Genomic DNA, 26,355 nt, shown 5'->3' with positions numbered 1-26,355 from the left:
AGAAGAATGAAGTTAGCAGAAATATCCATTAAAAGACCGTCCCTTGTTATCGTATTATTTACGATCCTGACGTTGGGAGGTTTATTAAGTTACTCCATGATGGGGTACGAGTTGATTCCGAAATTTGAAACCAATATGGTAACAATTTCTACGGTTTATCCTGGAGCTTCACCTTCTGAGGTGGAAACTTCGGTGACCCGAAAGATTGAAGACGCTGTTGGTTCTTTGGAAAACGTAAAAAAAGTAGAGTCTTCCTCTTATGAGAGTTTATCGGTAATCATGGTTCAGCTGAACACTGGTGCCGATGTAAACTACGCTTTGAATGATGCACAGAGAAAGGTAAATGCTATTTTGGCAGACCTTCCTGAGGATGCAGATCCGCCATCGTTACAGAAATTCTCACTGGATGATTTACCGATCATGACGTTGAGTATTTCAAGTAATAAGTTAAATAATAAAGAACTTTACGATCTATTAGATAAAAAAGTAGAGCCGGTTTTCTCCCGTGTAAACGGTGTTGCTCAGGTTGACCTTGTGGGTGGACAGGAGAGAGAAATTCAGGTGAATTTAGATGAAAAGAAAATGCAGGGTTATGGTGTTGCGATTGCAGACGTACAGCAGGCAATTCTTTCTTCTAACTTAGATTTCCCTACTGGAGCTTTGAAGACGAGAACTTCAAGATCTACCATCAGACTTTCAGGAAAATATAGAGATATTGCTGAAATGAACAGTCTTGTCGTGTCAAACAAAAACGGAGCTCAGGTTCGTCTGTCAGATATTGCAACAGTTTTCGATACTCAAAAAGATATTGAAAAAGTGGCGAGATTTAACCAAAATCCTACTATTTTACTTCAGGTAAAAAAACAGTCTGATGCCAATGCAGTATCAGTTTCTGAAGCAGTAAAGAAGACGATTGAGCAGGTTCAGACCAATTATACAGTTCAGGGATTAAAAGTTGCGATTGTAGATGACAATACAGACTTTACGCTTGAAGCGGCAGACCACGTAATTTTCGATTTATTCTTGGCGATTATTTTGGTTGCTGTAGTAATGCTATTATTCCTTCACAACATCAGAAACGCATTTATTGTAATGGTTTCTATTCCGGTATCGTTGATTGCAACGGTAATTGGAATGTATTTGATGGGATATACTTTAAACCTGATGAGTTTACTGGGACTTTCACTGGTTGTAGGTATTCTTGTGGATGATGCAATTGTGGTATTGGAGAACGTTTACCGTCACATGGAGATGGGAAAAAGCAGAATCCGTGCAGCCTACGACGGAGCTTCAGAAATTGGCTTTACCGTAACAGCAATCACAATGGTAATCGTGGTGGTATTCTTGCCAATTGCGATGAGTTCAGGTTTGGTTTCAGACATCTTGGCGCAGTTCTGTGTCACGGTAGTTATTGCAACATTGTTCTCATTATTGGCATCATTTACCATTATTCCTTGGCTGTCTTCAAGATTTGGAAAATTGGTGCATTTAACAGGGAAAAATCCTTTCGAGAAATTTATTCTTTGGTTTGAAAAGCAATTAGATAAATTCACACAATGGATTACGGGAATTCTGGAATGGGTTTTAAAAACCGGTTTAAGAAGGGTAATGACGGTTGTTCTTACATTTGTACTTCTGATTGTCGTGACAGTGGGATTAATGGGTGGAGGATTTATCGGTGGAGAATTCTTCCCGAAAATGGATAGAGGTCAGTTCCTTGTTCAGATGGAATTACCTAAAGATGCCTCTGTTGAAAAAACAAACCAATTGACTTTACAGGTTGAGAAATACCTGAGAAATGATAAAGATGTAGTCGATATGATTACAACGGTTGGTCAGCAGTCATCAGGTTTTGGTGGAGCGCAGGCAACTTTATACCAATCCGAAATTCAGGTTATTTTAGTTGATAAATCTGAACGTAATGAAAGTACAGATATTAAATCGGCTAAGATTAAAAGAGCTTTAGAAGAAAAATTCACCGGAGTTGAATTTAAAACAGCACCAATCGGATTAATGGGAGCAGATGCTGCGCCAATCGAAATGGTTGTTACCGCTCCTGATAATGCAACAGCAAATAAAGAAGCTAACAGAATTCTTGCTTTGCTTAAAAAAGTTCCGGGATCTGTAGATGCAGAATTATCTTCCGACTCAGGAAATCCTGAAGTGCAGGTGAATATCGACAGAGATAAAATGTCTTCTTTAGGTTTAAATCTTTCAAGTGTAGGTCAGACAATGCAGACTGCATTCTCAGGAAATACAGACGGAAAATTCAGAGCCGGAGAATACGAATATGATATCAACATCCGTTTTGGAGATGCCAACAGACAGTCGATTGATGACGTAAGAAACTTAATGTTCACCAACCCATCAGGCGAGCAAATAAGACTAAGTCAGTTTGCGGATGTGAAAATGGGATCAGGACCAAGTTTGCTGGAGCGTAGAGATAAAACAGCTTCCGTAAAAGTGAAATCTAAAGTGGTAGGACGTGCAATGGCTGATGTCGCCAACGAATGGGCAGACCAGTTTATGACCAACGAAAAAACAAAACCAGCCGGAGTAAATTACCTCTGGAGTGGAGATATGGAAAACCAGACAGAAGGGATGGGTACGTTAGGAATCGCTTTACTGGCGGCTATTGTACTGGTTTATCTGGTGATGGTTTCGCTTTATGATTCGTTTGTGTATCCTTTTGTGGTATTGTTCTCAATTCCTTTGGCATTGATCGGAGTAATGTTGATTCTTGCCATTACAGGAAATACGATTAATATCTTTACAATGTTGGGGATGATCATGCTGATTGGTCTAGTGGCGAAAAATGCGATTATGATTGTCGATTTTGCCAATATGAGAAAAGCTGCCGGCGCAAGTACACATGATGCTTTGATTCAGGCAAACCACGCCCGTCTCCGTCCAATTTTGATGACAACGATTGCGATGATCTTCGGGATGATTCCGATTGCGATTGCAAAAGGAGCAGGAGCGGAGATGAACAACGGATTGGCTTGGGTAATCATAGGTGGTTTAACTTCATCATTATTCCTTACCTTAATTATTGTTCCCACGGTTTATTCACTATTCGACTCACTGTTGAGAAGAATGGGTAAACATGAAACAGTTGATTATGACGCTGAAATGAAAGCCGATTATGAAGAAAAAGAACTGAGTGAAGACGGTTACACCCCGAAACACACAGACTAAGATAATAACCTTAATTAACCTCAAAGCGCATCGATTTATTGATGCGCTTTTTTTGTCATTGCGATGGGCAAAGCGAAGAAGCAATCTCAAAGATAAACAGATCTCTATCATCCCGTATCTAGACACGAATCTTTCTACTATTCTCTAAAAACATTGTTTAGATCCCTCTTTTCGAACGAAAATACATTCATTTAATTTAAATAAACTTTACGCCTACACTTTAAAAATTAAAATTAAAGATCAATAAAAAAAGCTTCCGGAATCAACCGAAAGCTTTCACTTATTTTTATTTGGAAAAATTAGTCTGCCATCACTTCACCAGACTTTCTAAAGATAAAATTTCCATAGATATGTCTTCTTGCAAAGCGGCTTGGAGAATCTGCATTCACCATTTTAATATAGGTATTTCTTGGAACTCCGATGTATTCAAACATTTTCCCGTTCAGATGTTGAACTTTCAAAATCGATTTTTCAAGATAAAAATCCTGAATATTAGATTTCGTGATTGTTTCCGTGTATTCTTCTTTATATTTTTCCTGCGTTTCTGGGTTGATGCTTACCAAAAAGTGATAGGCTTCAATGATAGATTTGCTTTTTTCTTCAGCTGCCAGCTTTCCTTCTTCATCATTTACAAATTTGTCAGGATGTGTATCCTTCATTGTATTTCTGTAAATTGTTTTTAAATCTTTTAAAGTAGCCGTTTTATCAACGCCGAGAAGCTTTCTGTGTTCGCCAACTCTTTTCATATATTTTAACCTTATTTTCGGAATGCAAAATTAAGCTTTTAAATTTAAATAACCGTAAGTTATTCATTATTAATTTATTTGATGAAAACGAGTGAAAATTATTGCAATATATTTATAAATATTAGCAATTAAAAAAAGATTTGCTTCAATTTATCTTTTACCTAAATTAAATTTTATCAAGAATTATATCAAATATTTTACTCCTGATCCAGATAAGTAAGTTTAGCATCTTTTACAAACTCCTCGATGCTCATATTTTTAACTGCTTTAGAATTCGTCAGTTCAAAAAAGTAAATTATAGGATTCGGCAAATTTCTGTTTTTGGTAGTCATTCTAAATCTTTTTACCTTATCGTTAATATTCAAAAAAGGAAGTTCAGAAATTTTTACCGTAATATTATTGACATCAAAAGATGCTTTTGGATCTTTCTGCAGTTTTAAAAATCTTTTTTGCGTTTTATCTGTGGTTTCATCCAGAAACTTCTGCATTTGATAGTCTGTCAGAAGTTGCGGATAGATTAATCTCTGATTTAGAATTGAGTAAGTTATTTTATCTTTATTATCAAAGAAAATTACTTTATTATCAAACAGAACCTGATTTTCTTTTGCGGTGATCTGATCTTCAAATTTTTTATAATTTTTCTTTTTATACTCAAATTTAAAATGTTCTGCAGCACGTTGGTCTTTTGTACTCAATACTTCTTTTTTCTGACCAAAAATAAAGACCGAAAACAATAAATAAAGTATAATAGAAAATTGCAGTTTCATAGTTTTTATGTTTTTAAATAAATCTATAGTAAATTTTTAAGGCGTAAATATTGAAGCAGCATGATGGTTTTTGCATCTTTAATCTCACCCGCATCAATCATTTCAAGAGCTTTGTCAATAGTGATTTCCAAAACTTCAATGTCTTCACCTTCTTCTTCCAGACCACCACCGTTTGTGATTTTCATCTCGCTGGAATATTCAGCAATGAAAAAATGAAGAATTTCTGTAACAGATCCGGGCGACATATATGCTTCAAAAACCTTTTCAACCTTCGCTATTTTATAACCGGTTTCTTCTTCAGTCTCTCTTTTTATGCATTCTTCGGCATTGTGATTATCCAGCAAACCGGCACAGGCCTCAATCAGCATTCCGTCATCATTTCCGTTGATGTAAGTCGGCATACGGAATTGTCTCGTCAAAATTACCGTTTTTGTGGTTATATTGTACAATAAGATCACGGCTCCGTTCCCTCTGTCGTAGGCTTCTCTGCTTTGAGTTTCAGTTGTTCCGTCTTTTTTTAGAATATTGAAAGTGATCTTTTTTAAAGTATACCAATTATCAGATAAAATTTCTGTTTTTTCAATAGATATGTTTGTATTTTGCATAGATTTTACAATCTTGTTTTATATTTTGTTTAAATTTATTTTTTGAGTAAATCTTCCAGCGCATTTTTCAAATCTGGAAACTTAAATCTGAATCCTGTATTTTGAAGTTTTTCTGAAGAAGTTCTTGAGCCTTCAAGCAAAGCTACAGCCAGTTCACCAAAGATTATCTTCATCATAAATCCCGGAATATTGGGCATAAATAGAGGTTTATTTAAAACTTCAGCGATTTCTTTCGTGAAATTTTCATTATCGGTATGTTGAGGTGCAGATGCATTGTAAGCTCCGATCATAGGTGGGTTTTTTATTGCAAATTCATAAACAGAACAAAGATCATCAATATGAATCCACGGAATATACTGTCTTCCGGTTCCGATGGGTGATCCGATTCCGAATTTTACAGGTTCCGCCATCTTTTTTAATGCACCTTCTTTATCTGACAAAACTATAGAAGTTCGTATTTTAACCACTCTCTCTGCAACACCATTTTCCAAAAATTTGTCTGCAGCTTTTTCCCAGAGAATAACGACTTTACTTAAAAAATCATTTCCTTTTTCGTCATCTTCTTTGAAAATTTTTTCTGAAGTTATTGCACCGTAAATTCCTACAGCCGAAGCTGAAATAAACGATTTCAGTTGAATATTTTTCTTTTGTAAAGTTTTTAAAATTAAATCTGCAGAATCAACTCTGCTTGAGATGATTTCTTTTTTTCGCTCATCAGTCCAGCGTTTTTCTGAAATATTGGCTCCGGCAAGATGAATGATATGGCTTACATTTTCAAAAGCCTTCTCATCAATAGTTCCTTTTTGAATATTCCATTCAAACTCATTTTCATGCTTTTTAGTACGGGTTAAAAATCGAAGAGAATACTCGTTTTCAAGTTTTTTTGCTAAAGCTTTTGCGACAGATCCGCTCGCTCCTGTGATGACTACGATTTCTTTCATGTATTGATTTGCCTATGTCTTATTAAATATATATTGAAACAATTTATGCTTTAAAGTGGAGGGTAGAAATTGATTAAAATGAATCAATTAATTTTTAACGATTAAAATATAATCATCATCCAAAAATTTATAACCTTGATCGTACACAAATTTATATTCCGATCCGTTTTTATAAACTTTTATTTGTGTAAAATAATTAAAATCAAATCCTAAGCCATCGAGTTTAGATTTTGTGATTTTGGTTTTTCCCTCAATATTGGTTTCGCTCAAAATTCGATAATTACGGCGGAGTTTGTTATTAACATTCCGCATCAGATTGCTGGAATCTTTATTTTGTTTGTTGTTGTAAGCATTTCTACAGGCGTCATTGCAGAATTTTTTATCTGATCTTCCAATGATTTTTTCACCACATTCCAGGCATTCCATAATAATTAGTTTTTCAAACGGTGATTGTGTTTTTTATGAAGAAGTTTTTTCCATCTATTGCTTGCAGGGTAACTTCTGTTTTTTGTGATATTGTTAAAAAATAAAGCCACCAAAAGTAAAATTAGGCAACCCGATAAAACCGGAGAAAGTACATACCAATATCCTAAATCAGCAATTTTTCCGGGAGAAGTTACGGCAATCAAAGCGGTTGCTCCACCGGGAGGATGAAGTGTTTTAGTATATTGCATTAAAACGATAGAAAAAGCTACTGCCAAAGGTGCAGAAAGCCATACGATATCCGGAACAATCTGATAAATGGTAACTCCTACCAAAGCTGAAAGTACATGACCACCTATAAGATTTCTCGGTTGGGCCAACGGACTTTGAATGGCACCATAAATCAGTACACTTGAGGCTCCGAATGAACCAATTAAGAAAATATTTTCCTGTTCCAACAAATAGTGTGATTGCATAAAAGCAATAATTCCGATTCCGAAAAAAGCACCTAGAAAAGACCAGAAATGTTCTTTATAATCAACCAGGGTTTCTTTATAGATCACATATTTTGATACACGGTAGGTTCTTCTCAGCGTTTTCTTCACAGTTTTTATATTAAAATTTAAAGATACAAATATCCATTTGAAAACGGTTGCTGTTTAACTGTAAAAGAGTTGATTCAAAAAAGAGTAAATCAAAAATTTATATTAAATGAATATTCTTAACTAGAAATATGCTTCGACAAGCTCAGCACGACAATTTTAATTCTAACCGTTTGATTTTATGCGATGTCAGTCTGAGCCTGTCGAACACTTCACCAATTTTTAAACTAAATTTAAACAGTTGATATAATTGTCCGAAATTTTGTCTCTTTTGGTCTTGTCGGGTCTATAATTTACGGTAAAAAAATACTTTTTAATTTTTTATTCTCAAAAAAAAACTTCACTTTTGCGCTATCAATGGGGTGCTGCACAATTGCGGCTGAGATGATACCCGGGAATCTTCCACACCTGATCCGGATAATGCCGGCGTAGGGAATTTGATTTATCATCTCATCATTTAATTTATATAAGTTAATTTGATGCAGGAAATTTTACAACAGACAACCTGGCCGGAATGGTTTGGGGTCTTCTTTTCAATTTTTCAGGTTCTTTTGGCCCGAAAAAACAATTCGAACAATTATCTTTTCGGGATTGCCGGAATTTCACTCACGCTGTATGTGATGATTCAGTCTAAGCTCTACGCAGAGTTTACGCTCAATCTTTACTATTTGGTAATGAGCATTTACGGCTGGATGTATTGGAAGTTTGGAAAGAGAAAATCGGAAACGATGATTTCTGAAACTACCAATCAGGAAAAATTAATCACAGCAGGAATTGTGATTGGAACATTCAGTCTTTTCTGGTTTTTTCTGACGCAATTTACAGATTCTGATGTTCCGATTTTAGATTCATTAGTGAGTGCTTTTGCATGGGCAGGAATGTGGTTGATGGCGAGAAGAAAAATCGAAAACTGGATTTTACTCAATGTCAGCAACATCATTGCAATTCCGTTATTGATTCACAAAGATCTGTATCTGTATGCAGTGTTGACGGCTTTCTTATTCATCGTTGCAATTTCAGGATATATGGAGTGGAGGAAGATCATTAAAAAAAGAGTCGATGCTTACACTTGAAGAAATCAGAGATAAAATGTTGGGAGCTACAGAAGTTTCTCCATCAATAATTGATCAGATTCATCAGGAAAGATTGCTGCAAATTTGGGTTCCGAAAATCTACGGCGGATTAGGTTATCGCCTGAAAGAAGGATTGTCTGTTCTGTTTGATTGGTCCAAAATTGACGGAAGTTTAGGCTGGATGCTTACTTTATGTTCGGGAGCCAATTTTTTTTCAAGAAATTTAAAACTAAATATAGCTAAAGAATTATTCTCTGACCCAAAAACCTGTTTCGGTGGAAGCGGAATGATTGGCGGAACTGCCGAGAAACAAAATGACGGAACTTTTCTGATCAACGGACTTTGGCATTTTGCAACCGGAGCTCCACATTTAAGTCATTTTACTTTAAATGCTGCATTAGCTGAAAACGGAAATCCTTTGCTGGATGAATCGGGTTCTGAAATCATTCGGTCATTTGTTATTTTTAAAGATCAGGCAGAAATTATTCCCAACTGGAAATCGATGGGCATGAAAGCTACAGGAACGTATTCTTTTAAAGTTGAGAATGCAAAAGTTTCGGAAGATTATAGTTTTATTTACGATGAATTTTTCACAGATGATGCGCTTGACAAAATTCCCTTTAGAGTTTTTGCAGATTTGACTTTGCTGGTCAATTATCTTGGGATGGCGAAGCATTTTTCGGAGGAAGCGATTAAAATTCGTCCGCATTTAGATTTGAATTCATTTAATCAAAACATAGAAAAACAAAAAGAAAATGTGATGCATTTTGCCGACGAAATTGAAGATTTACTGAATGATTTTGAATTGATTAATTCTGAAAAACAATCAGAAATTCACAGCTTTGCAAATGGTTTGGTAGAAAAATTATCACATCAGATTTTGGAAATTTATTTTCAATTAGGACTTCGTGCAACGCATACAGATTCTGAAGTTTATCAGGTTTTTTGTGATTATTTTACGGCGACTCAGCATTCTAATTTTAGGAGGGAAGAATATAACTTTTAGGAGTTAAAATAAGATTTACGGGTGCAAGAATATAACTTCCGGAAACGAAATATAGTTTGCGGATGCAAGAATATAACTTACAGTAGCAAGAATATTGTTTACAGGAGCGAGAAAATTGTTTTCGGGGACAAAAATATAACGTACAGGAGCGAGAATGTTGTGAGTGATTGAAGAATATGATAATGAAATATTGATTTAGAATATTAAATCACAGTATAATTTAAATCTAGTAACGTTTTTTGTGGCTTTATGAAGTTGGGGATTTGTAAGCTCTCCATCGCCAATTTTTTAAAACTGCTTGTGCATTCGGTTTTTTATTCTTCGATATATTCACTTGATTTTCCACTCCAATAACATTTTTCACAACGATTTTCTATGAAATTATGTTTATAATTCTCTTGTTGGCTGTAGGTTATTTATTCGTCATAAAAATCACATTTTCTAAACATTATAAACTGTTTTAGTCCTTGGAAGTCACTTTTCAATTTCCAAGATTTTGCATAATCTGTAATGTCAGACAATCCTTCTTCCCAAGGTTCATTATTAAAAAGACATTCACCTATTATTGTTCCATCTGTACGTTTTGAAATATATAGTTTTAACCAATTTATTTTATTTAATGTCAGTTTGTCTTTTAGTTTGTCTTTGATGATTTCAAAAAATGGTTCATTTTCGGGTTGGTCATTCCATTGTCCTTGAAGTGTTAGATTGCCCAATTTTGGATGCCAAAGAACTTCTTTCCCGTTTATGATTGTCGAAAAGTCCAAGTCTGGATTATGGCTATCAGAGAAGCTTTCAATTATTGGTAGAAAAGTGGTGTTAATGTAATTGTCTATTACAGAAGTGACTTTGTCGTGAATATTCGTTCCAATACCAACAATATTTTCTTCAATGCCATTCGGGAAATATTTAGGCTGAATAGTCAAAATCATCAAATGTAAGATGCTGGGATGATTATTTGGATTGTCAATAATAAAAGTAGCAATCTCAATTTCAGAGTTAATGATTAACGCAAGGTATTGCGGATGTTTGTCAACCTGATAGCCTAATGCAATAAGCCTGCTTCTTAATGTTTCAAGTAAGTACGAATTGTTATCAATTGGTTCAGGTTGTTGACTGTCAACTTGCTTGCTTTCAGAAGATTTTTTTTTGAAAAAGTCAAATAGTCCCATTTATTGTTTGTATATAATGTGTGTTAAACTTACAGCCAACTCACAAATATACGAAATACATCAATCAAAAATTATTTAAAAAATTTGTCGTTTTAATTTTTAAGATAAACTCTTAAAAATAGTTTAATAATAATCTTATCCATTTTCAAACGACTACAAACGAATTTAAATAATTTTCAACCGATTAAATTTTCAAACCTGACGAATCTTTGCAACAGAGATTTGAGAAAACAGTGAATGTCTCTTATCTGAATTACTAATCTTAAAAATATAAAGTTATGTCACTAAGAAACAAAGTAACCTTGATCGGTTTTACAGGAAAAGAAGTTGAAACAGTAAACTTTGAAAATGGAGGAATGAAAGTTTCCGTATCACTGGCAACCAACGATCACTACACCAACGCAAAAGGCGAGAAAGTGGAAGAAACGCAATGGCACAGTTTGGTAGCTTTCGGGAAAACTGCTGAAATCTTCCAGAAATATGTTCCCAAAGGAAAGGAGATTGCTGTTGAAGGTAAAATTACGTATAGGTCGTATGACGACAAAGACGGTGTGAAGAGATATATTACCGAAATAAGAGTAGACGAAATTCTGCTTTTGGGAGGAAAATAAATGTTGAATTCTAAAATCACAAATGATGCAAGTAAAAGTTTTAAAAGTAAGAATTGCAGACGAATATCTTCTGCAGGATCAGAAAATGATTGATGATTTTTTAAATAATCATGAAATATTGAAAGTAGAAACCGCTTTTGTTCATGATGAAAACTTTTGGTCTGTTGTTTTATGTTTCAACGAATATCAAAACACAGCAAACAAAAATGTTGTCAAAGATTCTAAAGCAGTAAAATATTCTGCAGAAGACGAAATGCTGAATCCGGACGAAATAATAATTTTGGACGCCTTAAAAACCTGGCGTTCCGAAAAAGCAAAAGAACAGAATCTTCCGTCTTATTTTATTGCTACCAATAAAGAATTGATTTCTGTAGCAAAATATAAACCTGCAAAAAAAGAAGAACTGTTAGATATTAAAGGTTTCGGAAAACATAAGATTGAAAATTATGGTGAGGAGATTTTGGAAATCCTAGAAAGCGTATAAAATAAAAACACTTAAACACAAATGATTAAATGAAAGGTCGGTGAGTAAAATCTCCGGCTTTTTATTCATTTAAAAGTCCTTTCAATTCCTTATTTTTGCAGGAAATTACTCATTATTTATTACATATTACCCATAAAATATGAAGCCAAGCTTAGCCAAAGGAACAAGAGATTTTACATCCATTGAAGTTTCAAGAAGAAAATACATCATCAATATATTACAGAAGAATTTTGAATTATTCGGGTTTCAGCCTTTGGAAACACCGAGTTTTGAAAATCTTACCACTTTGACGGGGAAATATGGAGAAGAAGGAGATCGTTTGATTTTTAAGATTTTGAATTCTGGAGATTATTTTTCTGATCACATCAAGAAAAAAAAACAGAGTATAATAATTTGTTCAAGAAAGGCTATGACAATTTTTTGAATAATTTAGAACATATTGAAAAACCATTTGAATTTAAAACAATCGATGAAAAGCTAGTTAGCATTTTTTTTCATCATTTCGGAAATGTTAATAAAATAGATAAAATATTAATCAAAAAATTAATAAAAGAAGGTGTCCAAAAATCTAAAGATGTTTTTTTGAAAAAAGACTATACTAAGTTTGCCGACGATTTATTATATGAATTTCAAATGTTTTTGCAGCTACAGGTAGATAATGATTCGCAAAAATTGATTTCTCAAATTTCCGAAAAAGCACTTCGTTACGACCTCACTGTTCCCTTTGCAAGATTTGTAGCCATGAATCACGGGAAACTGACTTTCCCATATAAACGTTATCAAATTCAGCCGGTTTGGCGAGCAGATCGTCCACAAAAAGGGAGATTCAGAGAGTTTTATCAGTGTGATGCCGATGTTGTAGGAAGCGAAAGTCTTTGGCAGGAAGTTGATCTGGTACAATTGTATTTGAAATCTTTTGCGGAATTAAAGGTTTCGGTTACCATTCACATCAACAACCGGAAAATCCTTTCTGGTTTGGCAGAATTTGCAGGAATTACGGATAAGCTGATTGACTTCACAGTCGCTTTAGATAAATTAGACAAAATAGGAAAGGATGGAGTCGTGAAGGAACTTTTAGAAAAAAATATTTCTCAGGAATCAATTGATAAATTAGATTTCCTTTTCACGCAGTCGAATGATGCCTTAGAAAATCTTCTTCTGTTAAAAGAAAAATTTGAAGGAAACGAAATTGGATTAAAAGGTGTTGAAGAGCTGGAATTTGTCATCACTCAGTCTGTAAATTTGGGAGTCGATATTCAGAATTTGGTTTTCGATATTACTTTAGCTCGTGGTTTAGATTATTACACGGGAGCAATTTTCGAGGTGAAAGCTGATGAAGCACAAATGGGTTCCATCGGCGGCGGCGGGAGATATGATAATCTTACGGAAGTTTTTGGAGTGAATAATATTCCCGGAATCGGAATTTCTTTCGGTCTTGACCGAATTTATCTTGTGATGGAAGAGTTAAATCTTTTTCCTGAAGACGCTACATCAAACGTAGAATATTTATTCGCCAATTTTGGTGGTGAAGAAACTTTGGAAGCTTTAAAATTGATCATCCGATTAAGAGAAAAAGGAATTTCTGCTGAACTCTATCCTGAAAGTGCAAAAATCAACAAGCAATTTACTTATGCTGAAAAGAAAGGGATTAAAAATCTTGTTTTCTTAGGCGAGGAAGAAATGAAGAACAAAACGGTTACTTTTAAAAATTTAGAAGCAGGTGAACAGAAAACGGTTTCATTGGAGGAGTTTTTAGGATGAAAATTTTGAATCTCGAACGAAAAAAATATTATAGTAATAATCACCTTTTCTTTATTGGAATGGTGATTATTATGTTAATATATGCTTTGTATTCAGATAATAAATATCACAAAACTACTGAAAATGGTGTGAAGAGTTCGCACATTGTTACACGTCAACATTGTAGAAATTATCATAGCTCATCTAGTGTATTAATTAATGTGGATGGAAAAGAATATTCAATAAAACTGAGTTCTGAAGTTTGCGAACAATTTCCCACAAAATCTACAATCGGTGTTTACTATCTTAAAGAATTTGATGAGTATATTTATAAAGTTAACGATTATAATAACAAGTCTAAGATGTTGCTTGCATTTTTGCTAATTTCATTATTTCCTTGGACGTTTTATTCTAATCGTTTTATTTCTAAACATACTGTTAAAAAAAACAAACCAAATGAAAAATTATTTAGAAATTAACAAAAACTCATGGAACGCTAGAGTAGAACCTCATCTGGAGTCAGATTTCTACTTTGTCAATGAATTTCTGAAAGGAAGAACTTCTCTTAATTCTATTGAACTCGAACTTTTAGGCGACCTTAAAGGTAAAAGTATTTTGCATCTTCAGTATCATTTTGGGCAGGATTCTATTTCCCTTTCCAGAATGGGAGCAAAGGTTACCGGGATTGATCTATCTGATAAGGCTATTGATGTGGCAAAAAAATTAGCAGAACAGTGTAGAACAGATACCCAGTTTATCTGCACAGATTTGTATAATCTTCCAAATATTTTAGAAGAAAAATTTGACATCGTTTTTACCAGTTACGGAACGATTGGCTGGTTGCCGGATTTGGATAAATGGGCAGATGTAGTGAGTCATTTTTTAAAGCCTGAAGGAGAATTTGTCATGGCAGAATTTCATCCTGTAGTTTGGATGTACGATGATGATTTTAACGGAGTGGCCTATAATTATTTTAACGAAAAACCGATAGAAACCTCGGAAGGAACATATGCAGATACTTCCGCAGATATTGTTCAGGACTATATCTCATGGAATCATCCTTTGTCTGATGTCCTGCAAAATTTAATCAATAAAAATTTAATACTGGAAAATTTCAGCGAGTTTGACTGGTCACCCTATTCATGTTTCAGGCATGTTGAGGAGTTTGAAAAAGGCAAATGGAGAATCACAAAATTCGGAAACAAAATTCCGTTAGTTTACGCATTAAAAGCAAAAAAGAAGTCATCGTAATGATGACTTCTTTTATATGAATGTAAATAATATTAAAATTTGTTATCTAAAATTAGATATTTGATGCTGTATCTTCAACTTTAGATTTTGTTTCATCAAATTTATTTTGAGCCTGTGAAGCAACATCATTTGCTTTAGTTTTCAAATCATTTCCCCATTTATTAAGGTTGTCTTTCGCACTGTTGATCTTATCCTTTACAGCTTGTTGCTCTTCCGGAGTAGATTTTTTGTATTTCCAATAAGCTAAAGCACCTAATCCTAATAAAGCTAAAATACCGTTTGTCTTATTTCCCATGATTTTTGATTTTAAGTTATATTAAATTGTTATACAACTTACTATGTAAAATACGTGCCAAAAAATTATTAGGATTGATAAATAAATGTTAAAATTTAATTAAACATTTCAAAATTTTCTCCGTCAAAACTTGCAAAAACCATAGTAGGGTAAGAGTCTTGATGATAAATATTTCCTTTTCTATCAATAGCAATCGCACCTGCAAAACCATCTATTGTTTTTAGTTCTGAGAAAGTTTTCTCAAACGCTTCTTTGATATCCATTCCGTCAGTAACTCGGGTTACAATTTTTGTTGCAGTTGCGTTACTCACAATATCTTCTCCAACTCCTGTACAGCTAACCGCACAAAATTCATTGGCATAATTACCTGCTACGGTTGCAGAGTCAGAAATTCTTCCGGGGATTTCAAAACCTTTGCCACCTGTAGAAGTTGCCGCTGCCAATTTACCATCCTTATCTATGGCAACGCAGCCAACTGTCCCTTTTCCGCCGTTGTTTAGTTTTTCTTCGTACTCTTTTCTGCGTTGAGGAATTTCAGTTGAAAAGTTTTTAAAACCATGTTCAGAAGCATAATTTTTTGCACCGCTTCCGCCTAAAACACGATCTTCTTCTTTCATTAAATCTTTAGCTACAAAAATCGGATTTTTCACATCCTGAATGTTGATAACGCCACTCATTTTTTGAGTTTCACCATCCATTATTGCTGCACTCATGCGGATAATACCGTCACTTTGAATTTGTGAGCCGATTCCGGCATTGTACAATTCATCATCTTCCAAAAGTGAAACAGCATAAGCAACAGTTTCAAAAGCTGAATGATATTCTAAATATTGAAATGATTTTTTGGCAATATCTTTTAAAGAACTTTGCTTGGCAGTTTTTACCTCATGGCTCTGGTCGCTTTCAGAGAAAAAACCTCCGTGGATGATGATTTTCATAGAATATAATTGATGGTTGATGGAATATAATTGATAAGAGACAATTGATGATTTATAAAAGAATAAAATCATTTATTAACATCAACTGTTACTCATAATTTACGTTTGCGGGATCGGATTAAATTGAGAATTTTCTATCGTTAATTTTCTTGTTGTTAAATCGTAATGGTCATTCATCGACATTACATGAACTGTCAGATTATCAATAGAAATTGGTTCACCAAGATTGATATTCGTAAGATTGGTGTCTTTAATAAATCTTCCATCAACAATGATTACAAGTCCGGATCCTACAGCAGTCATGGTATCGTTGTAGATGAAAAGTCCGGTATCTTCACCTAAACCAATTCCTAAAGTTCTGGGATTGTTGACTACAGCCTGAAAGAGACGTCCAATCCTTCCACGTTGTACAAAATGAGTATCAACGATAACATTATCGATCAATCCTAAACCTTGTGTCGTTTTTATTTCACCTTTCAATAAAGCTTCAGAACTGCTTCCTTGATAAATCATATTTTCAGAAGCTGCTGCAGCTCCTGCGGAAGTTCCGGAGTAGATAAAGTCCTGCTCCAGATATTTAAGGAGAATAATATCGTGAAATCTCGTGCCTCCGAGAATAGAAGTTAATCGCAGCTGATCGCCACCTGTGAACATAACTACATCTGCTGCATTTGCTCGTGCAACAATAGCGTCAGAATTAGCTTCTTCACGGTTATGAATATCAAGAATGTTTACATTTTTAGCTCCTAAAAATTCAAAAGCTTTTTTATATTCGGCACCTACAATTTGAGGGATCTGTGATGCAGTTGTGATTACTTCAATGATTGAATTTTCTTTGTTTTTAGACTCAGTGATAATTTTTCTTAAAATTCCTCTCTCAAAAAAATTAAGATTTTTTTCAATGTTCTGATCGTAATCGGTTTCGGAGAAACTGCCTTTATTAACAGCACCACCGATAATAATTAATTTTCCAACAGGTTTCATAGCTTGCAAAGTTAGAAAATTATTAATTGTTGCGGAAATATTAAGAGGTTTTTATCGTATTTGCTTTGCTTCTGAATTGATTACGAAATTTAAACTTTTTTAATAAATCTTTAAACAGACTGTGGTTTTTTTTAAGCTTTTACATTATCTTTGATTTTAAAAGATATTTTTTATTAATACAAATTACGTCATTAAAATATGAAAATTGAGAAAATACAAGCTTTAAGGGGTCCTAATATTTGGAGTATTAGAAGAAAGAAGCTGATACAAATGCGTTTGGATCTTGAAGAGTTGGAAAATTTTCCTACCAATAAAATTGAAGGCTTCAGAGAAAGAATAGAAAAACTCATTCCCTCACTTATCACTCACCGGTGTTCTGAAGGTACACATGGAGGTTTTTTTCATCGTGTAGAAACCGGAACCTGGATGGGTCATGTGATTGAACATATTGCTTTAGAAATTCAGACTCTCGCAGGAATGGAAACTGGCTTTGGAAGAACACGGGAAACAAAAACTCCGGGTGTTTATAATGTTGTATTTGATTATATTGAAGAAAATACAGGAATATATGCAGCCGAACAAGCTGTAGAAATTGCCAATGCACTAATAAACGGTGAGGAATATGATATCAATGCGTGCATTCAAAGGTTAAAAGAGATCAGGGAACGTGTTCGTCTGGGACCTTCTACCGGAAGTATTGTACAAGAAGCGGTTTCGAGAAAAATACCATGGATCAGATTGGGCACCAATTCTTTGGTACAATTAGGCTATGGAGTCAATCAACAGAGATTTCAGGCTACAATCACCGGAAATACCAGCTCGATTGCGGTAGATATTGCCTGTAATAAAGAATTGACTAAAAGGATGCTCCACGATGCAGCAATTCCGGTTCCTACAGGTGATTTAGTAATAAATGAAGATCAGCTGCAAAGTGTTATCAATAAAATTGGCTATCCGGTTGTGATTAAACCTCTGGATGGTAATCATGGCAAAGGTTCTTCTATTAATGTGAATGATTGGGAGGTAGCAAAAATTGGTTTAGAACACGCTCAGAAATATTCTAATAAAGTAATTGTTGAAAAATATATTACAGGATATGATTTCAGAGTTTTGGTGATCAACAATAAAATGGTAGCCGCAGCAAGAAGAGTTCCTGCTCATGTGGTTGGTGATGGTGAGATGAATCTTCAGCAATTAATTGATAAAGAAAATCAAGATACCAGGAGAGGATATGGGCACGAAAATGTGCTTACCGAAATAGGCATTGACAAAGATACCACAGAACTGCTTGATAAACTTCATTACACCTTAGAAACGATTCCGCAGAAAGGAGAAGTTGTTTATCTAAAATCAACCGCAAATCTTTCTACAGGCGGAACGTCTATTGATGTTACCGACATGGTGCATCCGGAAAATATCACGATGGCAGAAAGAATTTCTAAAATCATCGGCTTAGATGTCTGCGGAATCGATATCATGGCAGAAAACCTTACCCAGCCTTTAAAAGAAAGTGGTGGGGCCATTATCGAAGTAAATGCTGCTCCTGGTTTCAGAATGCACCTTGCTCCAAGTGAAGGTCTTCCGAGAAACGTAGCTGCGCCTGTGGTAGATATGTTGTATCCTCCAGGGAAACCTTTTACAATTCCGATCATTGCTGTGACGGGAACGAATGGTAAAACAACCACAACAAGATTGATTTCTCATATTGTTAAAAATAATGGATACAGAGTAGGCTTTACAACTTCCGACGGTATTTATATTCAGAATACGATGTTGACGAAAGGAGATACTACAGGTCCTGTTTCTGCAGAATTTATCTTAAAAGATCCAACAGTAGAATTTGCGGTTCTGGAAACAGCAAGAGGAGGAATTCTCCGTTCCGGTTTAGGATTTTCTCAATGTGATATTGGCGTTTTGACTAATATTAAAGAAGATCATTTAGGGTTAAATGATATCCATAATCTTAAAGATTTAACGAAAGTAAAAAGGGTAGTTCTCGATAGCGTAAAGAAAAACGGATGGAGTGTTTTAAATGCTCAGGATGAATATTCGATGCGAATCATCAATGATTTACCTAGCAATGTAGCTATTTTCAGTTTGGATGAGAATAATGAATACATCAAAAAGTTCGCAAAAGAGGGTAAAATAACCTGCGTTTACGAAGAAGGTTTTGTAACGATTAAGAAAGGCGACTGGAAAATCAGAATCGGAAAGGCAAAAGATTTTCCGATCACAATGGAAGGAAAGGCAAAATTCATGATCGATAATGTTTTGGCAGCGAGTTTAGCTTGTTACCTTCAAGGTTTCGGGATTGAAGATATTTCAAATTCTTTGAGAACATTTATCCCGAGTGCGCAACTTACACCAGGAAGATTGAATATTTTTAAATTTAAAAACTTTAAAGTTTTAATAGATTTCGCTCACAATCCTGCAGGATACGAGGCGATTGAAGATTATCTTAAAAATGTTGAATCAACCAAAAAAATTGGTATTATTTCTGGAGTTGGAGATAGAAGGGATGAAGATATCAGACTCTGTGGCAAAATCGCCGGAAGAATGTTTGATCACATTATTATCCGAAACGAAAAGCATCTTCGTGGAAGAACTGAAGAAGAAATCAACGGCTTGATTATCGAAGGAATGCAGACTTCCGGAAGAGATGTAAGCTATGAGACCATTCCTAAAGAAATTGAAGCCCTGAAACACGCCATGGGAATGGCAGAAGAAGGAACCTTCATTACTGCTTTGAGTGATGTTATTTCGAACGCAATTGATCTTGTACAGGAATATCAGGCAAGAGAGTTGCTTGAGGATGGTAAGATTTAGAAATATTTCGGGGGCGGGCTTTAGCCCGCCCCCGAAAATAAAACCTCAGAGATCTCTGAGGTTTTATTGTTTTTATTAATCTACAAAAAACGCGTTAGAACTTCCAATCCAGATCGCATCTTTTTTATTAAAATCTACATTCACCATGGCTGCTTTTGTCATTCTCCCCAAATTTTCCAGAAGAATCGGGCGCTCATCCTGATCTCTCCAAATATAAAGCAGACGGATTTCAGCCTTTGAAAACTCTCCGTTGATGTCTTCAAAAACAGGTTCGTAGGTTACTTTTCTTTGTAAAATATAATTTTCCTTATCCTCAATTGCATCAGTAATTTCTTTTGTAGGGTTTAAATTGACTCCGCTTCCGGCAAATGAAAACAAAGGTTTCAAAACAAAATTTTCAAGATCTTCACCTTCCGGAAATTCATGCAGAAAATAACTTTTCGGAACGAACTGATGATTCAGCATTGGCAACAGGAATTTAGAAATTTTAAAAAACCAGTTGGGGTGTGTAATCCATTTTACATCAGCCTCTTCACGGAAATTAAATTCGAGTTGAAGATTCGGAATTCGATCCAACTCATCAAAAATCACACGGTTGTAAATTCTGTTGATTTGAATTTTTTCACCGTTATTTTCGTAGAATAACTTTTTACCTTCTTTTTTAACTTTCGTAAGACATACTGTTTTTATTCCCAATAATTTTTCTGTGAGAGCAAAATCAATTGAGGTTTTTTGTTTTTCAGGAAAAATTTCCAGGAGAATAACATTTTCAGGATTTTCATCACCAACAATCAAATCTTTAATATAACTACGGAATTCTTCATGAGGTAATTTGCTTCTTATTTCATTTAAAAAAGGATAGACTTCACAATAAGTATCTTCATAAACTTGCTGAAAAGCATACAGAGAAGGAAAAGCCTGCAATTCTATAAGCTGAGGTTCAATTTCACCATTTTCACCTCGGCAAATTCCAAAATCAATGGTAAAAAAATGAGGTTGTGCTGTATCATTGGGAACTTTACAATTTTCGGGAATGGCTTTTTCTAAAGTTCCCGGAGGTAAAGCTTTGATTTGGTCAATTATACTTTCACTCGCATCAATCAGTTTATTTTTGAATTCGTTGGAAAGAAACATTGGACTTTCAGAAAGCCTGAATCCGGGTGTTAAACCGCTTTTTTGCTCAAGAATTTTATTAAAATGCTTGTATTTTTCCTGTGTAAACTCCTGATTAAATTGTTTTCTGTATTTTGGAATCATAATTTTTTCTTTGTGATTTTAAAAAATCGAGCATTTGATGCTCGATTCTTATAATTGGTTTATCTGAATGAAAACTTAAGCCATAGCTTCAGTTTTATTCAAAATGTTTTTTTTTGCAAACCTTAAAAATCTAGGCAAAATCTGAGCTTGTGTCAAAAGAATTTTTTCTTTATCATCCATTCTGTCAATAGTTTCCAGATATTTTTCCATCCCGAAATTTTCGATCATAGCTGCTTTATTCTTTTCGTCTTTCAGATTTTCAATCATCCCTGCAGGATTGGCTTCCGGATGAAACTGGGTGCCAAAAATCTCCTCTGAAAAACGTATTGCCATTACTGCTCTTTCAAAATTGATGTGAGGACGAAATTTTTCAATTGCCACAATTTTCATCCCCAGTTCTTCAAAACGATCAAGATCAGGTTCTATAAACTGGTAAGCTCTGGAATCTACCGCATAAAACGGCTCCGGAAGATTTTTAAATAAAAATTCTTTGTTACCTTCATCAGTCTTATGCATCGGCATTACACCGAAAGAATAAGAATTTCTCTTGCAGATGTTTCCCAGTTTCCAGTGTATACTCGCCAGTTGAAATGAATGGCAGATTAAAAACAAATATTTTTTCGATTCATTTTTTTGATTATGTTCGTAAACCGAATCCAAAAAACGAGAAAATTTTTCTTCCCATTCAAACCCTTCACGATGCGGATTTCCCGGACCTCCAGATGAAATGAAGATGTCAAAATCTTCTACGTTGGGCATTTCATTTTTAAATCTTACATCAAAAATTTCAATGCTTATATTTTCTTCAGACTGCTGCTTGAATGCCTCAGAAATTTCTTTAATATTTTTAAATCCCTGGTTCACATTGTTGTTATTCATGTCAAGCAAAGCAATTCTTACATCTTTCATAACTTCATATTTTATGCAAAGTTATTAAAAATATTATAGAGCAGACTGACTGTGGGTAATGCCGTATTCTGTCTCAGAGATCATGTAATCAACGACTTTCTTAAGATCACCTGTTTCTTTATACGCTGCAAGTTGTCTGTCTGCACCCGTTCCGTTTTCTAATATTGTCCATGCATATTCTACCTCTTTTCTGCATCCTAAATCATCTACTACATCATCAATAAATTCAAGCAATTCTTTTAGCAAATCTGCATAAGGCACCGATTCTTCTTTACCGAAATCAATTAATTGAGAATGAATTCCGTCTCTTGAAGCCCTCCATTTATTTTCATTAAGCAATAATCTTCTGTAACTTCTGAAACTTAAATTCTGCTGGTGAAGTTTATAAATTTTAGCAACCAAACTTTGCATAATTGCAGCCAGACAAACAGTTTCGTCAATTCTCAAAGGCATGTCACAAATTCTGAACTCAATTGTAGGGTAGAAGGGATGTACACGTAAATCCCACCATATTTTTTTAGCATTGTCTATAGTTCCTGTTTTTACAAGAAGATCGACATAGCTGTCAAATTCTGCCAGAGAATTGAAATAACTAGGAATTCCTGTTCTTGGAAATTTCACGAAAATTTCCTGTCTGTAAGATCTGAAGCCAGTATTTCTTCCAATCCAAAAAGGAGAATTCACAGATAATGCATAAACGTGCGGAAGGAAATACCTCATCACATTCTGGATTCTGACCCCTTCTTCACGATTCGGAATACCAATATGAACGTGCAGTCCGAAAATAAGATTTCCACGGGCAACATCACCCATATCATCTACAATCTTGTTATAGCGCTCACCATTTGTAATGGTATTGTGTTCCCAGTTTGAAAAGGGATGCGTTCCTCCCCCGGAAACACGTAGTCCCTGCTCATGAGCGGTATTGATGAGATGCCTTCTCAGATTGGTTAATTCTGCTTGAGCCTCCTGAATGTTCTGGCAAATTCCTGTTTCCATTTCAATCATAGATTCGTGCATTTCGTGCTTTAAGTTTTCACTTAAAACCGCTTTGCCACCTTCAATAATTTTTGAAACATGAGATACCAAATCTCTGCTTTCTAAATCGATGATCTGATATTCTTCTTCTATACCAATAGTAAACTGATGCATTTTTTTTCTGTGTTTTGTTTAGTTTATTTTACTGAATCTTTCACAAAAGTTCCCCAAGAAATATTCTGTTTCCCCGGAACATATTCTTTTGCTTTTTCGATTGCCAATTTTGCAGAATGCTCTACAATCCAGGCAAAGTTTTCTTCACCCACAGAGTTTCTGTCTGCATCCGGTGCAGGATTACAGAAGTCGATTGCGTAAGGAATTCCGTCTCTCACAGCAAATTCTACCGTATTAAAGTCATATCCTAAAGCCTCATTCATTTTTATGGTATAATCATGAATTACTTTTAACAGTTTTTCCAGATCTTTACCTTCTGTCTGATGAGTTGTTGCATATCTTAAATGATGAGGATTTCTAGGTTCGTAAGGCATAATGTGAACATATTTTTTGCCTAAACAGTACACTCTGTAATAATCCTGAAATACAATTTCTTCCTGAACCATCATAACTAACTGCTCGGTTTCAGATAATTTATCCCAAAGATCTTCCGGACTTTCTACTCTGTAAACGCTCTTCCATCCGCCACCGTCGTGGGGTTTCATGTAGGCAGGAAATCCTACATAGTTGAAAATATAATCCCAATCGTGAGGAAATTTCAGGTTTCTGAATGATGTTTCCGAAGTATCAGTAGGTCTTTCGTGTGAAGGCAACAAAACAGTATTTGGTAACGGAATATCTAATTTAGACATTAAAGCATTGTTGAAAAACTTTTCGTCTGCGCTCCACCAAAATGGGTTATTGATAACGTAAGTACCGTTTAATGCTGCATTTTTAAGATAAGCTCTGTAAAAAGGAACGTCCTGAGAAATTCTGTCAATAATTACAGCATATCCATAATCTGCACCTTGTTCCAATTTATCTATAGTTACTGCTTCCGCTATGATTTCTCCTTTTCCCATTTCATTTACTTTATCAATAAATGCCCACGGAAACGTATCTTCCATTCCGAATAAAATTCCTACTTTTTTTGCCATAATTTGTCTTTTTTTAATGGTGTATTATTTATTTATGATTATTTAAAATTTAAGAAAAGAAAGTCCCTATATAATTAGGAAATGCCATTCTCCAGAGTGGCCAGTCGTGATTGATCCATTTTTTTTCATCATACCAGAAATCAATTCCTTTTGAATGGAGAATTTCCGCCATTTCTACATTTTTATCTTTGCAAATATCTTCATCTGAGGTGCTCAAAACAATGTGCATGTGTTTGTATTTCCATGCTTCATCATTTTTTAGAAACTCTCTTGGACAGTTAAAGTAAATAAGTTCGTCAGAGATTCCGTCCATAAAATTTCTTATGCTGAAAGCTCCTGAAAGACAGAATAAATGAGAAACTACATCTGGAAATCTGAATGCAAAATTAGCAGCATGATAACCACCAAAACTAGCTCCTGCTAATGCTACTCGATGAGTGCCGTGAAGTTTTTGAATATAAGGCACAAACTCCTGAATAAGAAATTGCACATATTTTTCATAATTTCTGATTCTTTGTTGTGGTGAAATATTTTCGTCATAAAAACTCCACGCATCAATCGTTTGAATGTTGTATAATTTAACTTTTCCCTGTTCAATAAAATAATTGATGCTGCTGTTCAGATGAAAGTCATGATTTTGAGTATATTGTCCTTGAGAAGTAGGGAACATAATAATAGGGTAACCGAAATGTCCTGTAATTTCTACTTTAAGGCTTATTCCTAATATATTTGAGTAATAATCTGTATGTTCTATATGTGCCATTTTAATTTAATTTTTGAGTTTTTTTAACTAAATGAACTTTATAAATTCGATTCCGCCAACACGTTTATCTTTTAAAATGTCCAGAACAATTGTTCCGAATTTTTTATGTTCTAGAATTACGTTTTCCTGAAATTGCCATTCTGCTCCCAACTTATTTACGTTTGTAGAATCTACGAATTTGTAATAAGCCCTGCTTTCCCAACTTCCGTTTTCGGCTTTTAAATCATTAGTTAGATATAAATTTTGTGGTAAATTTAGTTTTATAAGGTTAATAATTTCTAGAATATCAATTAAATTATTCATAACTAATCATTACGCAGACGGTTTTTCTTTTGGTGGAATAATATTGAGAAGATGTGCATGAATTTTTTCAGCAGCACCATCAAGTCTTTCTATCACTTTGTCAGAATCTGTTGATTTATAAACAATTCCTACATGATAATCAATGGGAAGAAATTTCACCACTTCGTCACACTCAAACTGATTATAATCGGGTTCTTTATCTTTAATCAAAGCCACAATTAATCCTGAATAATAGCCTGTAGGTTTAGCAACTTCATATTTCTTTCCTCTTAAAAGTGCATCTTCTATTTTTGCCCATTCACGCCAGATGTTGATATTACTGGAAGCTTCCACCAAATCAGGAATATGCGCACCTCCGACTCTTGAAGATGTCTCCAGGAAATACCATTTCCCATCTTCTTTCCCACGGATAAATTCTGTGTGAGTGGCACCGTTGAGCAAGCCAAAATTCATAAGAACTTTTGTATTCGCATCATCCAGTGCTTTAAATTCTTCTGAATATCTTCCTAAAGTTTTAGTTCTGAAAACTCCGCCTTCATGAGAAACCTCCATTGGTGGTGCAAGATACTTTGAGGCAGAAGTGAAAACGATTTGTTTATTAAAAGTTAAACTGTCAACGTGATAGACATCGCCCGGTTTAAAACTTTCTAGCAGGAATAAATGACGCTCTTCTCCCAATTTTTCTAAAGCATCCCAAAGTTCTTCTTTAGTTTTTAGCTTTTTGATTCCGGATGCCGAAGCTTCGGAGCGTGGTTTCAAAACCCAAGGAGCAGGAACTTTATTGATGAAATTTTCAACTTCATGATCATTAAAAACAGCAGTGAATTCCGGAACATTGATTCCGGTATCTTTAGCTTTTTGACGCATTGCCAGTTTGTCTCTGAAATAACGGTGAGTGGTCTGTCCCATCCCGGGAATACGGAATGTCTCGCGTATTAATGCAGCTTTTTCAACATCATAATCATCTAATGCGATCACAGCATCGACCTTACGGGTTTTCATCAAGTGTGAAAATCCCTGTACGAGATGATCCAAATTCCAGACAGACGGTTTCATCTCGGGCATATAAAAAACTTCCTCAATGGCTTTCCACGGCCAGTTCTTTTCTTTGAGGTTTTCCGATGTTACCAAAATTACTTTATTTCCGAGTTTTTTCATCTCATCCATAAAGTCGTAGCCTTTGTAATAGCACGAAATGCATACAATAGTTTTCTCCTCCATATAATGTTTTTTTAATTTTAATGAATATTCAAAAATAAAAGCTATTCATTGTTGATGTTTTAATGTTAAAAGTCAACTATTAATGCGTATTTGAAAATCACTAATCAATTA

At 34.7% G+C, this 26,355-nt stretch carries 26 protein-coding genes, 1 pseudogene and 1 riboswitch; of the genes and pseudogenes, 10 read left to right on the top strand and 17 right to left on the bottom strand.

What is annotated here, in order from left to right; genetic code table 11:
- Window positions 1–6: 6 nt before the first annotated feature.
- The gene (locus tag ACZZ9T_RS13275) at window positions 7–3,198 is read left to right on the top strand and encodes an efflux RND transporter permease subunit (RefSeq protein ID WP_463442476.1); all 3,192 of its coding nucleotides are present in this window, start codon (window positions 7–9) and stop codon (window positions 3,196–3,198) included.
- A 299-nt stretch (window positions 3,199–3,497) separates the two neighbouring features.
- Here ACZZ9T_RS13275 and ACZZ9T_RS13270 read toward each other — a convergent pair whose 3' ends face one another.
- The 6 genes from ACZZ9T_RS13270 to ACZZ9T_RS13245 form a co-directional block, all read right to left on the bottom strand.
- Window positions 3,498–3,944 (bottom strand): KTSC domain-containing protein, encoded by a 447-nt coding sequence (locus tag ACZZ9T_RS13270; protein WP_463442475.1) that lies wholly within the window; start codon window positions 3,942–3,944, stop codon window positions 3,498–3,500.
- A 197-nt stretch (window positions 3,945–4,141) separates the two neighbouring features.
- The gene (locus ACZZ9T_RS13265) at window positions 4,142–4,711 is read right to left on the bottom strand and encodes a hypothetical protein (RefSeq protein WP_463442474.1); all 570 of its coding nucleotides are present in this window, start codon (window positions 4,709–4,711) and stop codon (window positions 4,142–4,144) included.
- A gap of 23 nt (window positions 4,712–4,734) precedes the next feature.
- Window positions 4,735–5,316, bottom strand: coding sequence for a GDP-mannose pyrophosphatase NudK (nudK, locus tag ACZZ9T_RS13260; RefSeq protein ID WP_463442473.1), 582 nt, complete (start codon window positions 5,314–5,316; stop codon window positions 4,735–4,737).
- Between the two features lie 35 nt (window positions 5,317–5,351).
- A complete protein-coding gene (locus tag ACZZ9T_RS13255; protein WP_463442472.1) occupies window positions 5,352–6,257 on the bottom strand; it encodes a TIGR01777 family oxidoreductase in 906 nt (301 codons plus the stop codon).
- Between the two features lie 87 nt (window positions 6,258–6,344).
- Complete coding sequence (locus ACZZ9T_RS13250; protein WP_463442471.1) at window positions 6,345–6,683, bottom strand: hypothetical protein; 339 nt, start codon at window positions 6,681–6,683, stop codon at window positions 6,345–6,347.
- Window positions 6,684–6,688: 5 nt separating this feature from the next.
- Window positions 6,689–7,285: an HPP family protein gene (locus ACZZ9T_RS13245; protein ID WP_463442470.1), complete on the bottom strand. Its 597-nt coding sequence runs from the start codon at window positions 7,283–7,285 to the stop codon at window positions 6,689–6,691.
- Between the two features lie 345 nt (window positions 7,286–7,630).
- Window positions 7,631–7,736: riboswitch (TPP riboswitch) on the top strand.
- A 22-nt stretch (window positions 7,737–7,758) separates the two neighbouring features.
- Here ACZZ9T_RS13245 and pnuC point away from each other — a divergent pair.
- Window positions 7,759–8,355, top strand: coding sequence for a nicotinamide riboside transporter PnuC (gene pnuC / locus ACZZ9T_RS13240; RefSeq protein WP_463442469.1), 597 nt, complete (start codon window positions 7,759–7,761; stop codon window positions 8,353–8,355).
- Window positions 8,342–9,361, top strand: a complete 1,020-nt coding sequence (locus ACZZ9T_RS13235; protein WP_463442468.1) for an acyl-CoA dehydrogenase family protein — start codon at window positions 8,342–8,344, stop codon at window positions 9,359–9,361. Before pnuC ends, ACZZ9T_RS13235 begins: the two co-directional genes overlap by 14 nt.
- Window positions 9,362–9,777: 416 nt before the next feature.
- Here ACZZ9T_RS13235 and ACZZ9T_RS13230 read toward each other — a convergent pair whose 3' ends face one another.
- Window positions 9,778–10,533 (bottom strand): DUF6348 family protein, encoded by a 756-nt coding sequence (locus ACZZ9T_RS13230; protein WP_463442467.1) that lies wholly within the window; start codon window positions 10,531–10,533, stop codon window positions 9,778–9,780.
- 278 nt (window positions 10,534–10,811) lie between these two features.
- On the opposite strand from ACZZ9T_RS13230, the gene ACZZ9T_RS13225 reads away from it, so the two are divergent.
- The 6 genes and pseudogenes from ACZZ9T_RS13225 (at window position 10,812) to ACZZ9T_RS13200 (ending at window position 14,619) form a co-directional block, all read left to right on the top strand.
- Entirely contained in the window at window positions 10,812–11,144 is a 333-nt protein-coding gene (locus tag ACZZ9T_RS13225; protein WP_463442466.1) for a single-stranded DNA-binding protein, read from the top strand.
- A 22-nt stretch (window positions 11,145–11,166) separates the two neighbouring features.
- Window positions 11,167–11,628, top strand: a complete 462-nt coding sequence (locus tag ACZZ9T_RS13220) for an HRDC domain-containing protein (protein WP_463442465.1) — start codon at window positions 11,167–11,169, stop codon at window positions 11,626–11,628.
- A 139-nt stretch (window positions 11,629–11,767) separates the two neighbouring features.
- Window positions 11,768–12,003, top strand: a pseudogene (locus ACZZ9T_RS13215) (histidine--tRNA ligase); the annotation flags it as partial.
- Window positions 12,004–12,261: 258 nt separating this feature from the next.
- On the top strand, window positions 12,262–13,389 hold the full coding sequence (gene hisS / locus ACZZ9T_RS13210; RefSeq protein ID WP_463443004.1) for a histidine--tRNA ligase: 1,128 nt from the start codon (window positions 12,262–12,264) through the stop codon (window positions 13,387–13,389).
- Between the two features lie 5 nt (window positions 13,390–13,394).
- Window positions 13,395–13,847 carry a hypothetical protein gene (locus ACZZ9T_RS13205; RefSeq protein ID WP_463442464.1) on the top strand — a complete coding sequence of 151 codons (453 nt, stop codon included), beginning with the start codon at window positions 13,395–13,397 and terminating at the stop codon, window positions 13,845–13,847.
- The gene (locus ACZZ9T_RS13200) at window positions 13,825–14,619 is read left to right on the top strand and encodes a class I SAM-dependent methyltransferase (RefSeq protein ID WP_463442463.1); all 795 of its coding nucleotides are present in this window, start codon (window positions 13,825–13,827) and stop codon (window positions 14,617–14,619) included. The genes ACZZ9T_RS13205 and ACZZ9T_RS13200 overlap by 23 nt, the downstream gene beginning before the upstream one ends.
- Window positions 14,620–14,671: 52 nt before the next feature.
- On the opposite strand, the gene ACZZ9T_RS13195 is transcribed toward ACZZ9T_RS13200, so the two are convergent.
- From ACZZ9T_RS13195 to ACZZ9T_RS13185, 3 genes are all read right to left on the bottom strand, one after another.
- Entirely contained in the window at window positions 14,672–14,914 is a 243-nt protein-coding gene (locus ACZZ9T_RS13195) for a YtxH domain-containing protein (RefSeq protein ID WP_463432865.1), read from the bottom strand.
- A gap of 95 nt (window positions 14,915–15,009) precedes the next feature.
- Window positions 15,010–15,852: an isoaspartyl peptidase/L-asparaginase gene (locus ACZZ9T_RS13190; RefSeq protein ID WP_463442462.1), complete on the bottom strand. Its 843-nt coding sequence runs from the start codon at window positions 15,850–15,852 to the stop codon at window positions 15,010–15,012.
- 99 nt (window positions 15,853–15,951) lie between these two features.
- Window positions 15,952–16,836, bottom strand: coding sequence for a cyanophycinase (locus ACZZ9T_RS13185; protein WP_463432861.1), 885 nt, complete (start codon window positions 16,834–16,836; stop codon window positions 15,952–15,954).
- A 198-nt stretch (window positions 16,837–17,034) separates the two neighbouring features.
- Between ACZZ9T_RS13185 and cphA the strand changes: the two genes are divergently transcribed.
- Window positions 17,035–19,662 (top strand): cyanophycin synthetase, encoded by a 2,628-nt coding sequence (gene cphA / locus ACZZ9T_RS13180; protein ID WP_463442461.1) that lies wholly within the window; start codon window positions 17,035–17,037, stop codon window positions 19,660–19,662.
- A 75-nt stretch (window positions 19,663–19,737) separates the two neighbouring features.
- Here cphA and ACZZ9T_RS13175 read toward each other — a convergent pair whose 3' ends face one another.
- From ACZZ9T_RS13175 to ACZZ9T_RS13145, 7 genes are all read right to left on the bottom strand, one after another.
- Window positions 19,738–20,919 carry a hypothetical protein gene (locus ACZZ9T_RS13175; RefSeq protein WP_463442460.1) on the bottom strand — a complete coding sequence of 394 codons (1,182 nt, stop codon included), beginning with the start codon at window positions 20,917–20,919 and terminating at the stop codon, window positions 19,738–19,740.
- 75 nt (window positions 20,920–20,994) lie between these two features.
- Window positions 20,995–21,828, bottom strand: coding sequence for a type 1 glutamine amidotransferase (locus ACZZ9T_RS13170; RefSeq protein WP_463442459.1), 834 nt, complete (start codon window positions 21,826–21,828; stop codon window positions 20,995–20,997).
- Between the two features lie 33 nt (window positions 21,829–21,861).
- Window positions 21,862–22,980, bottom strand: coding sequence for a carboxylate-amine ligase (locus ACZZ9T_RS13165; protein ID WP_463442458.1), 1,119 nt, complete (start codon window positions 22,978–22,980; stop codon window positions 21,862–21,864).
- 23 nt (window positions 22,981–23,003) lie between these two features.
- A complete protein-coding gene (locus tag ACZZ9T_RS13160; protein ID WP_463442457.1) occupies window positions 23,004–23,957 on the bottom strand; it encodes an ATP-grasp domain-containing protein in 954 nt (317 codons plus the stop codon).
- Window positions 23,958–24,006: 49 nt separating this feature from the next.
- On the bottom strand, window positions 24,007–24,720 hold the full coding sequence (locus tag ACZZ9T_RS13155; RefSeq protein ID WP_463442456.1) for an alpha/beta hydrolase-fold protein: 714 nt from the start codon (window positions 24,718–24,720) through the stop codon (window positions 24,007–24,009).
- Between the two features lie 27 nt (window positions 24,721–24,747).
- On the bottom strand, window positions 24,748–25,023 hold the full coding sequence (locus tag ACZZ9T_RS13150) for a hypothetical protein (RefSeq protein ID WP_463442455.1): 276 nt from the start codon (window positions 25,021–25,023) through the stop codon (window positions 24,748–24,750).
- A 9-nt stretch (window positions 25,024–25,032) separates the two neighbouring features.
- Complete coding sequence (locus tag ACZZ9T_RS13145; protein ID WP_463442454.1) at window positions 25,033–26,244, bottom strand: ATP-grasp domain-containing protein; 1,212 nt, start codon at window positions 26,242–26,244, stop codon at window positions 25,033–25,035.
- Between the last annotated feature and the right edge of the window lie 111 nt (window positions 26,245–26,355).

This window comes from Chryseobacterium sp. AC417, assembly GCF_979258215.1.
This window is presented reverse-complemented; position numbering and strand designations above follow the sequence as displayed.

Coding starts and splice junctions, on each gene's coding strand:
- ACZZ9T_RS13275 (WP_463442476.1), top strand. CDS start 7: ATGAAGTTAGCAGAAATATCCATTAAAAGACCGTCCCTTGTTATCGTA.
- ACZZ9T_RS13270 (WP_463442475.1), bottom strand. CDS start 3,944: ATGAAAAGAGTTGGCGAACACAGAAAGCTTCTCGGCGTTGATAAAACG.
- ACZZ9T_RS13265 (WP_463442474.1), bottom strand. CDS start 4,711: ATGAAACTGCAATTTTCTATTATACTTTATTTATTGTTTTCGGTCTTT.
- nudK (WP_463442473.1), bottom strand. CDS start 5,316: ATGCAAAATACAAACATATCTATTGAAAAAACAGAAATTTTATCTGAT.
- ACZZ9T_RS13255 (WP_463442472.1), bottom strand. CDS start 6,257: ATGAAAGAAATCGTAGTCATCACAGGAGCGAGCGGATCTGTCGCAAAA.
- ACZZ9T_RS13250 (WP_463442471.1), bottom strand. CDS start 6,683: ATGGAATGCCTGGAATGTGGTGAAAAAATCATTGGAAGATCAGATAAA.
- ACZZ9T_RS13235 (WP_463442468.1), top strand. CDS start 8,342: ATGCTTACACTTGAAGAAATCAGAGATAAAATGTTGGGAGCTACAGAA.
- ACZZ9T_RS13230 (WP_463442467.1), bottom strand. CDS start 10,533: ATGGGACTATTTGACTTTTTCAAAAAAAAATCTTCTGAAAGCAAGCAA.
- ACZZ9T_RS13225 (WP_463442466.1), top strand. CDS start 10,812: ATGTCACTAAGAAACAAAGTAACCTTGATCGGTTTTACAGGAAAAGAA.
- ACZZ9T_RS13220 (WP_463442465.1), top strand. CDS start 11,167: ATGATGCAAGTAAAAGTTTTAAAAGTAAGAATTGCAGACGAATATCTT.
- hisS (WP_463443004.1), top strand. CDS start 12,262: ATGTTTTTGCAGCTACAGGTAGATAATGATTCGCAAAAATTGATTTCT.
- ACZZ9T_RS13200 (WP_463442463.1), top strand. CDS start 13,825: ATGAAAAATTATTTAGAAATTAACAAAAACTCATGGAACGCTAGAGTA.
- ACZZ9T_RS13195 (WP_463432865.1), bottom strand. CDS start 14,914: ATGGGAAATAAGACAAACGGTATTTTAGCTTTATTAGGATTAGGTGCT.
- ACZZ9T_RS13190 (WP_463442462.1), bottom strand. CDS start 15,852: ATGAAAATCATCATCCACGGAGGTTTTTTCTCTGAAAGCGACCAGAGC.
- ACZZ9T_RS13185 (WP_463432861.1), bottom strand. CDS start 16,836: ATGAAACCTGTTGGAAAATTAATTATTATCGGTGGTGCTGTTAATAAA.
- cphA (WP_463442461.1), top strand. CDS start 17,035: ATGAAAATTGAGAAAATACAAGCTTTAAGGGGTCCTAATATTTGGAGT.
- ACZZ9T_RS13175 (WP_463442460.1), bottom strand. CDS start 20,919: ATGATTCCAAAATACAGAAAACAATTTAATCAGGAGTTTACACAGGAA.
- ACZZ9T_RS13170 (WP_463442459.1), bottom strand. CDS start 21,828: ATGAAAGATGTAAGAATTGCTTTGCTTGACATGAATAACAACAATGTG.
- ACZZ9T_RS13165 (WP_463442458.1), bottom strand. CDS start 22,980: ATGCATCAGTTTACTATTGGTATAGAAGAAGAATATCAGATCATCGAT.
- ACZZ9T_RS13160 (WP_463442457.1), bottom strand. CDS start 23,957: ATGGCAAAAAAAGTAGGAATTTTATTCGGAATGGAAGATACGTTTCCG.
- ACZZ9T_RS13155 (WP_463442456.1), bottom strand. CDS start 24,720: ATGGCACATATAGAACATACAGATTATTACTCAAATATATTAGGAATA.
- ACZZ9T_RS13150 (WP_463442455.1), bottom strand. CDS start 25,023: ATGAATAATTTAATTGATATTCTAGAAATTATTAACCTTATAAAACTA.
- ACZZ9T_RS13145 (WP_463442454.1), bottom strand. CDS start 26,244: ATGGAGGAGAAAACTATTGTATGCATTTCGTGCTATTACAAAGGCTAC.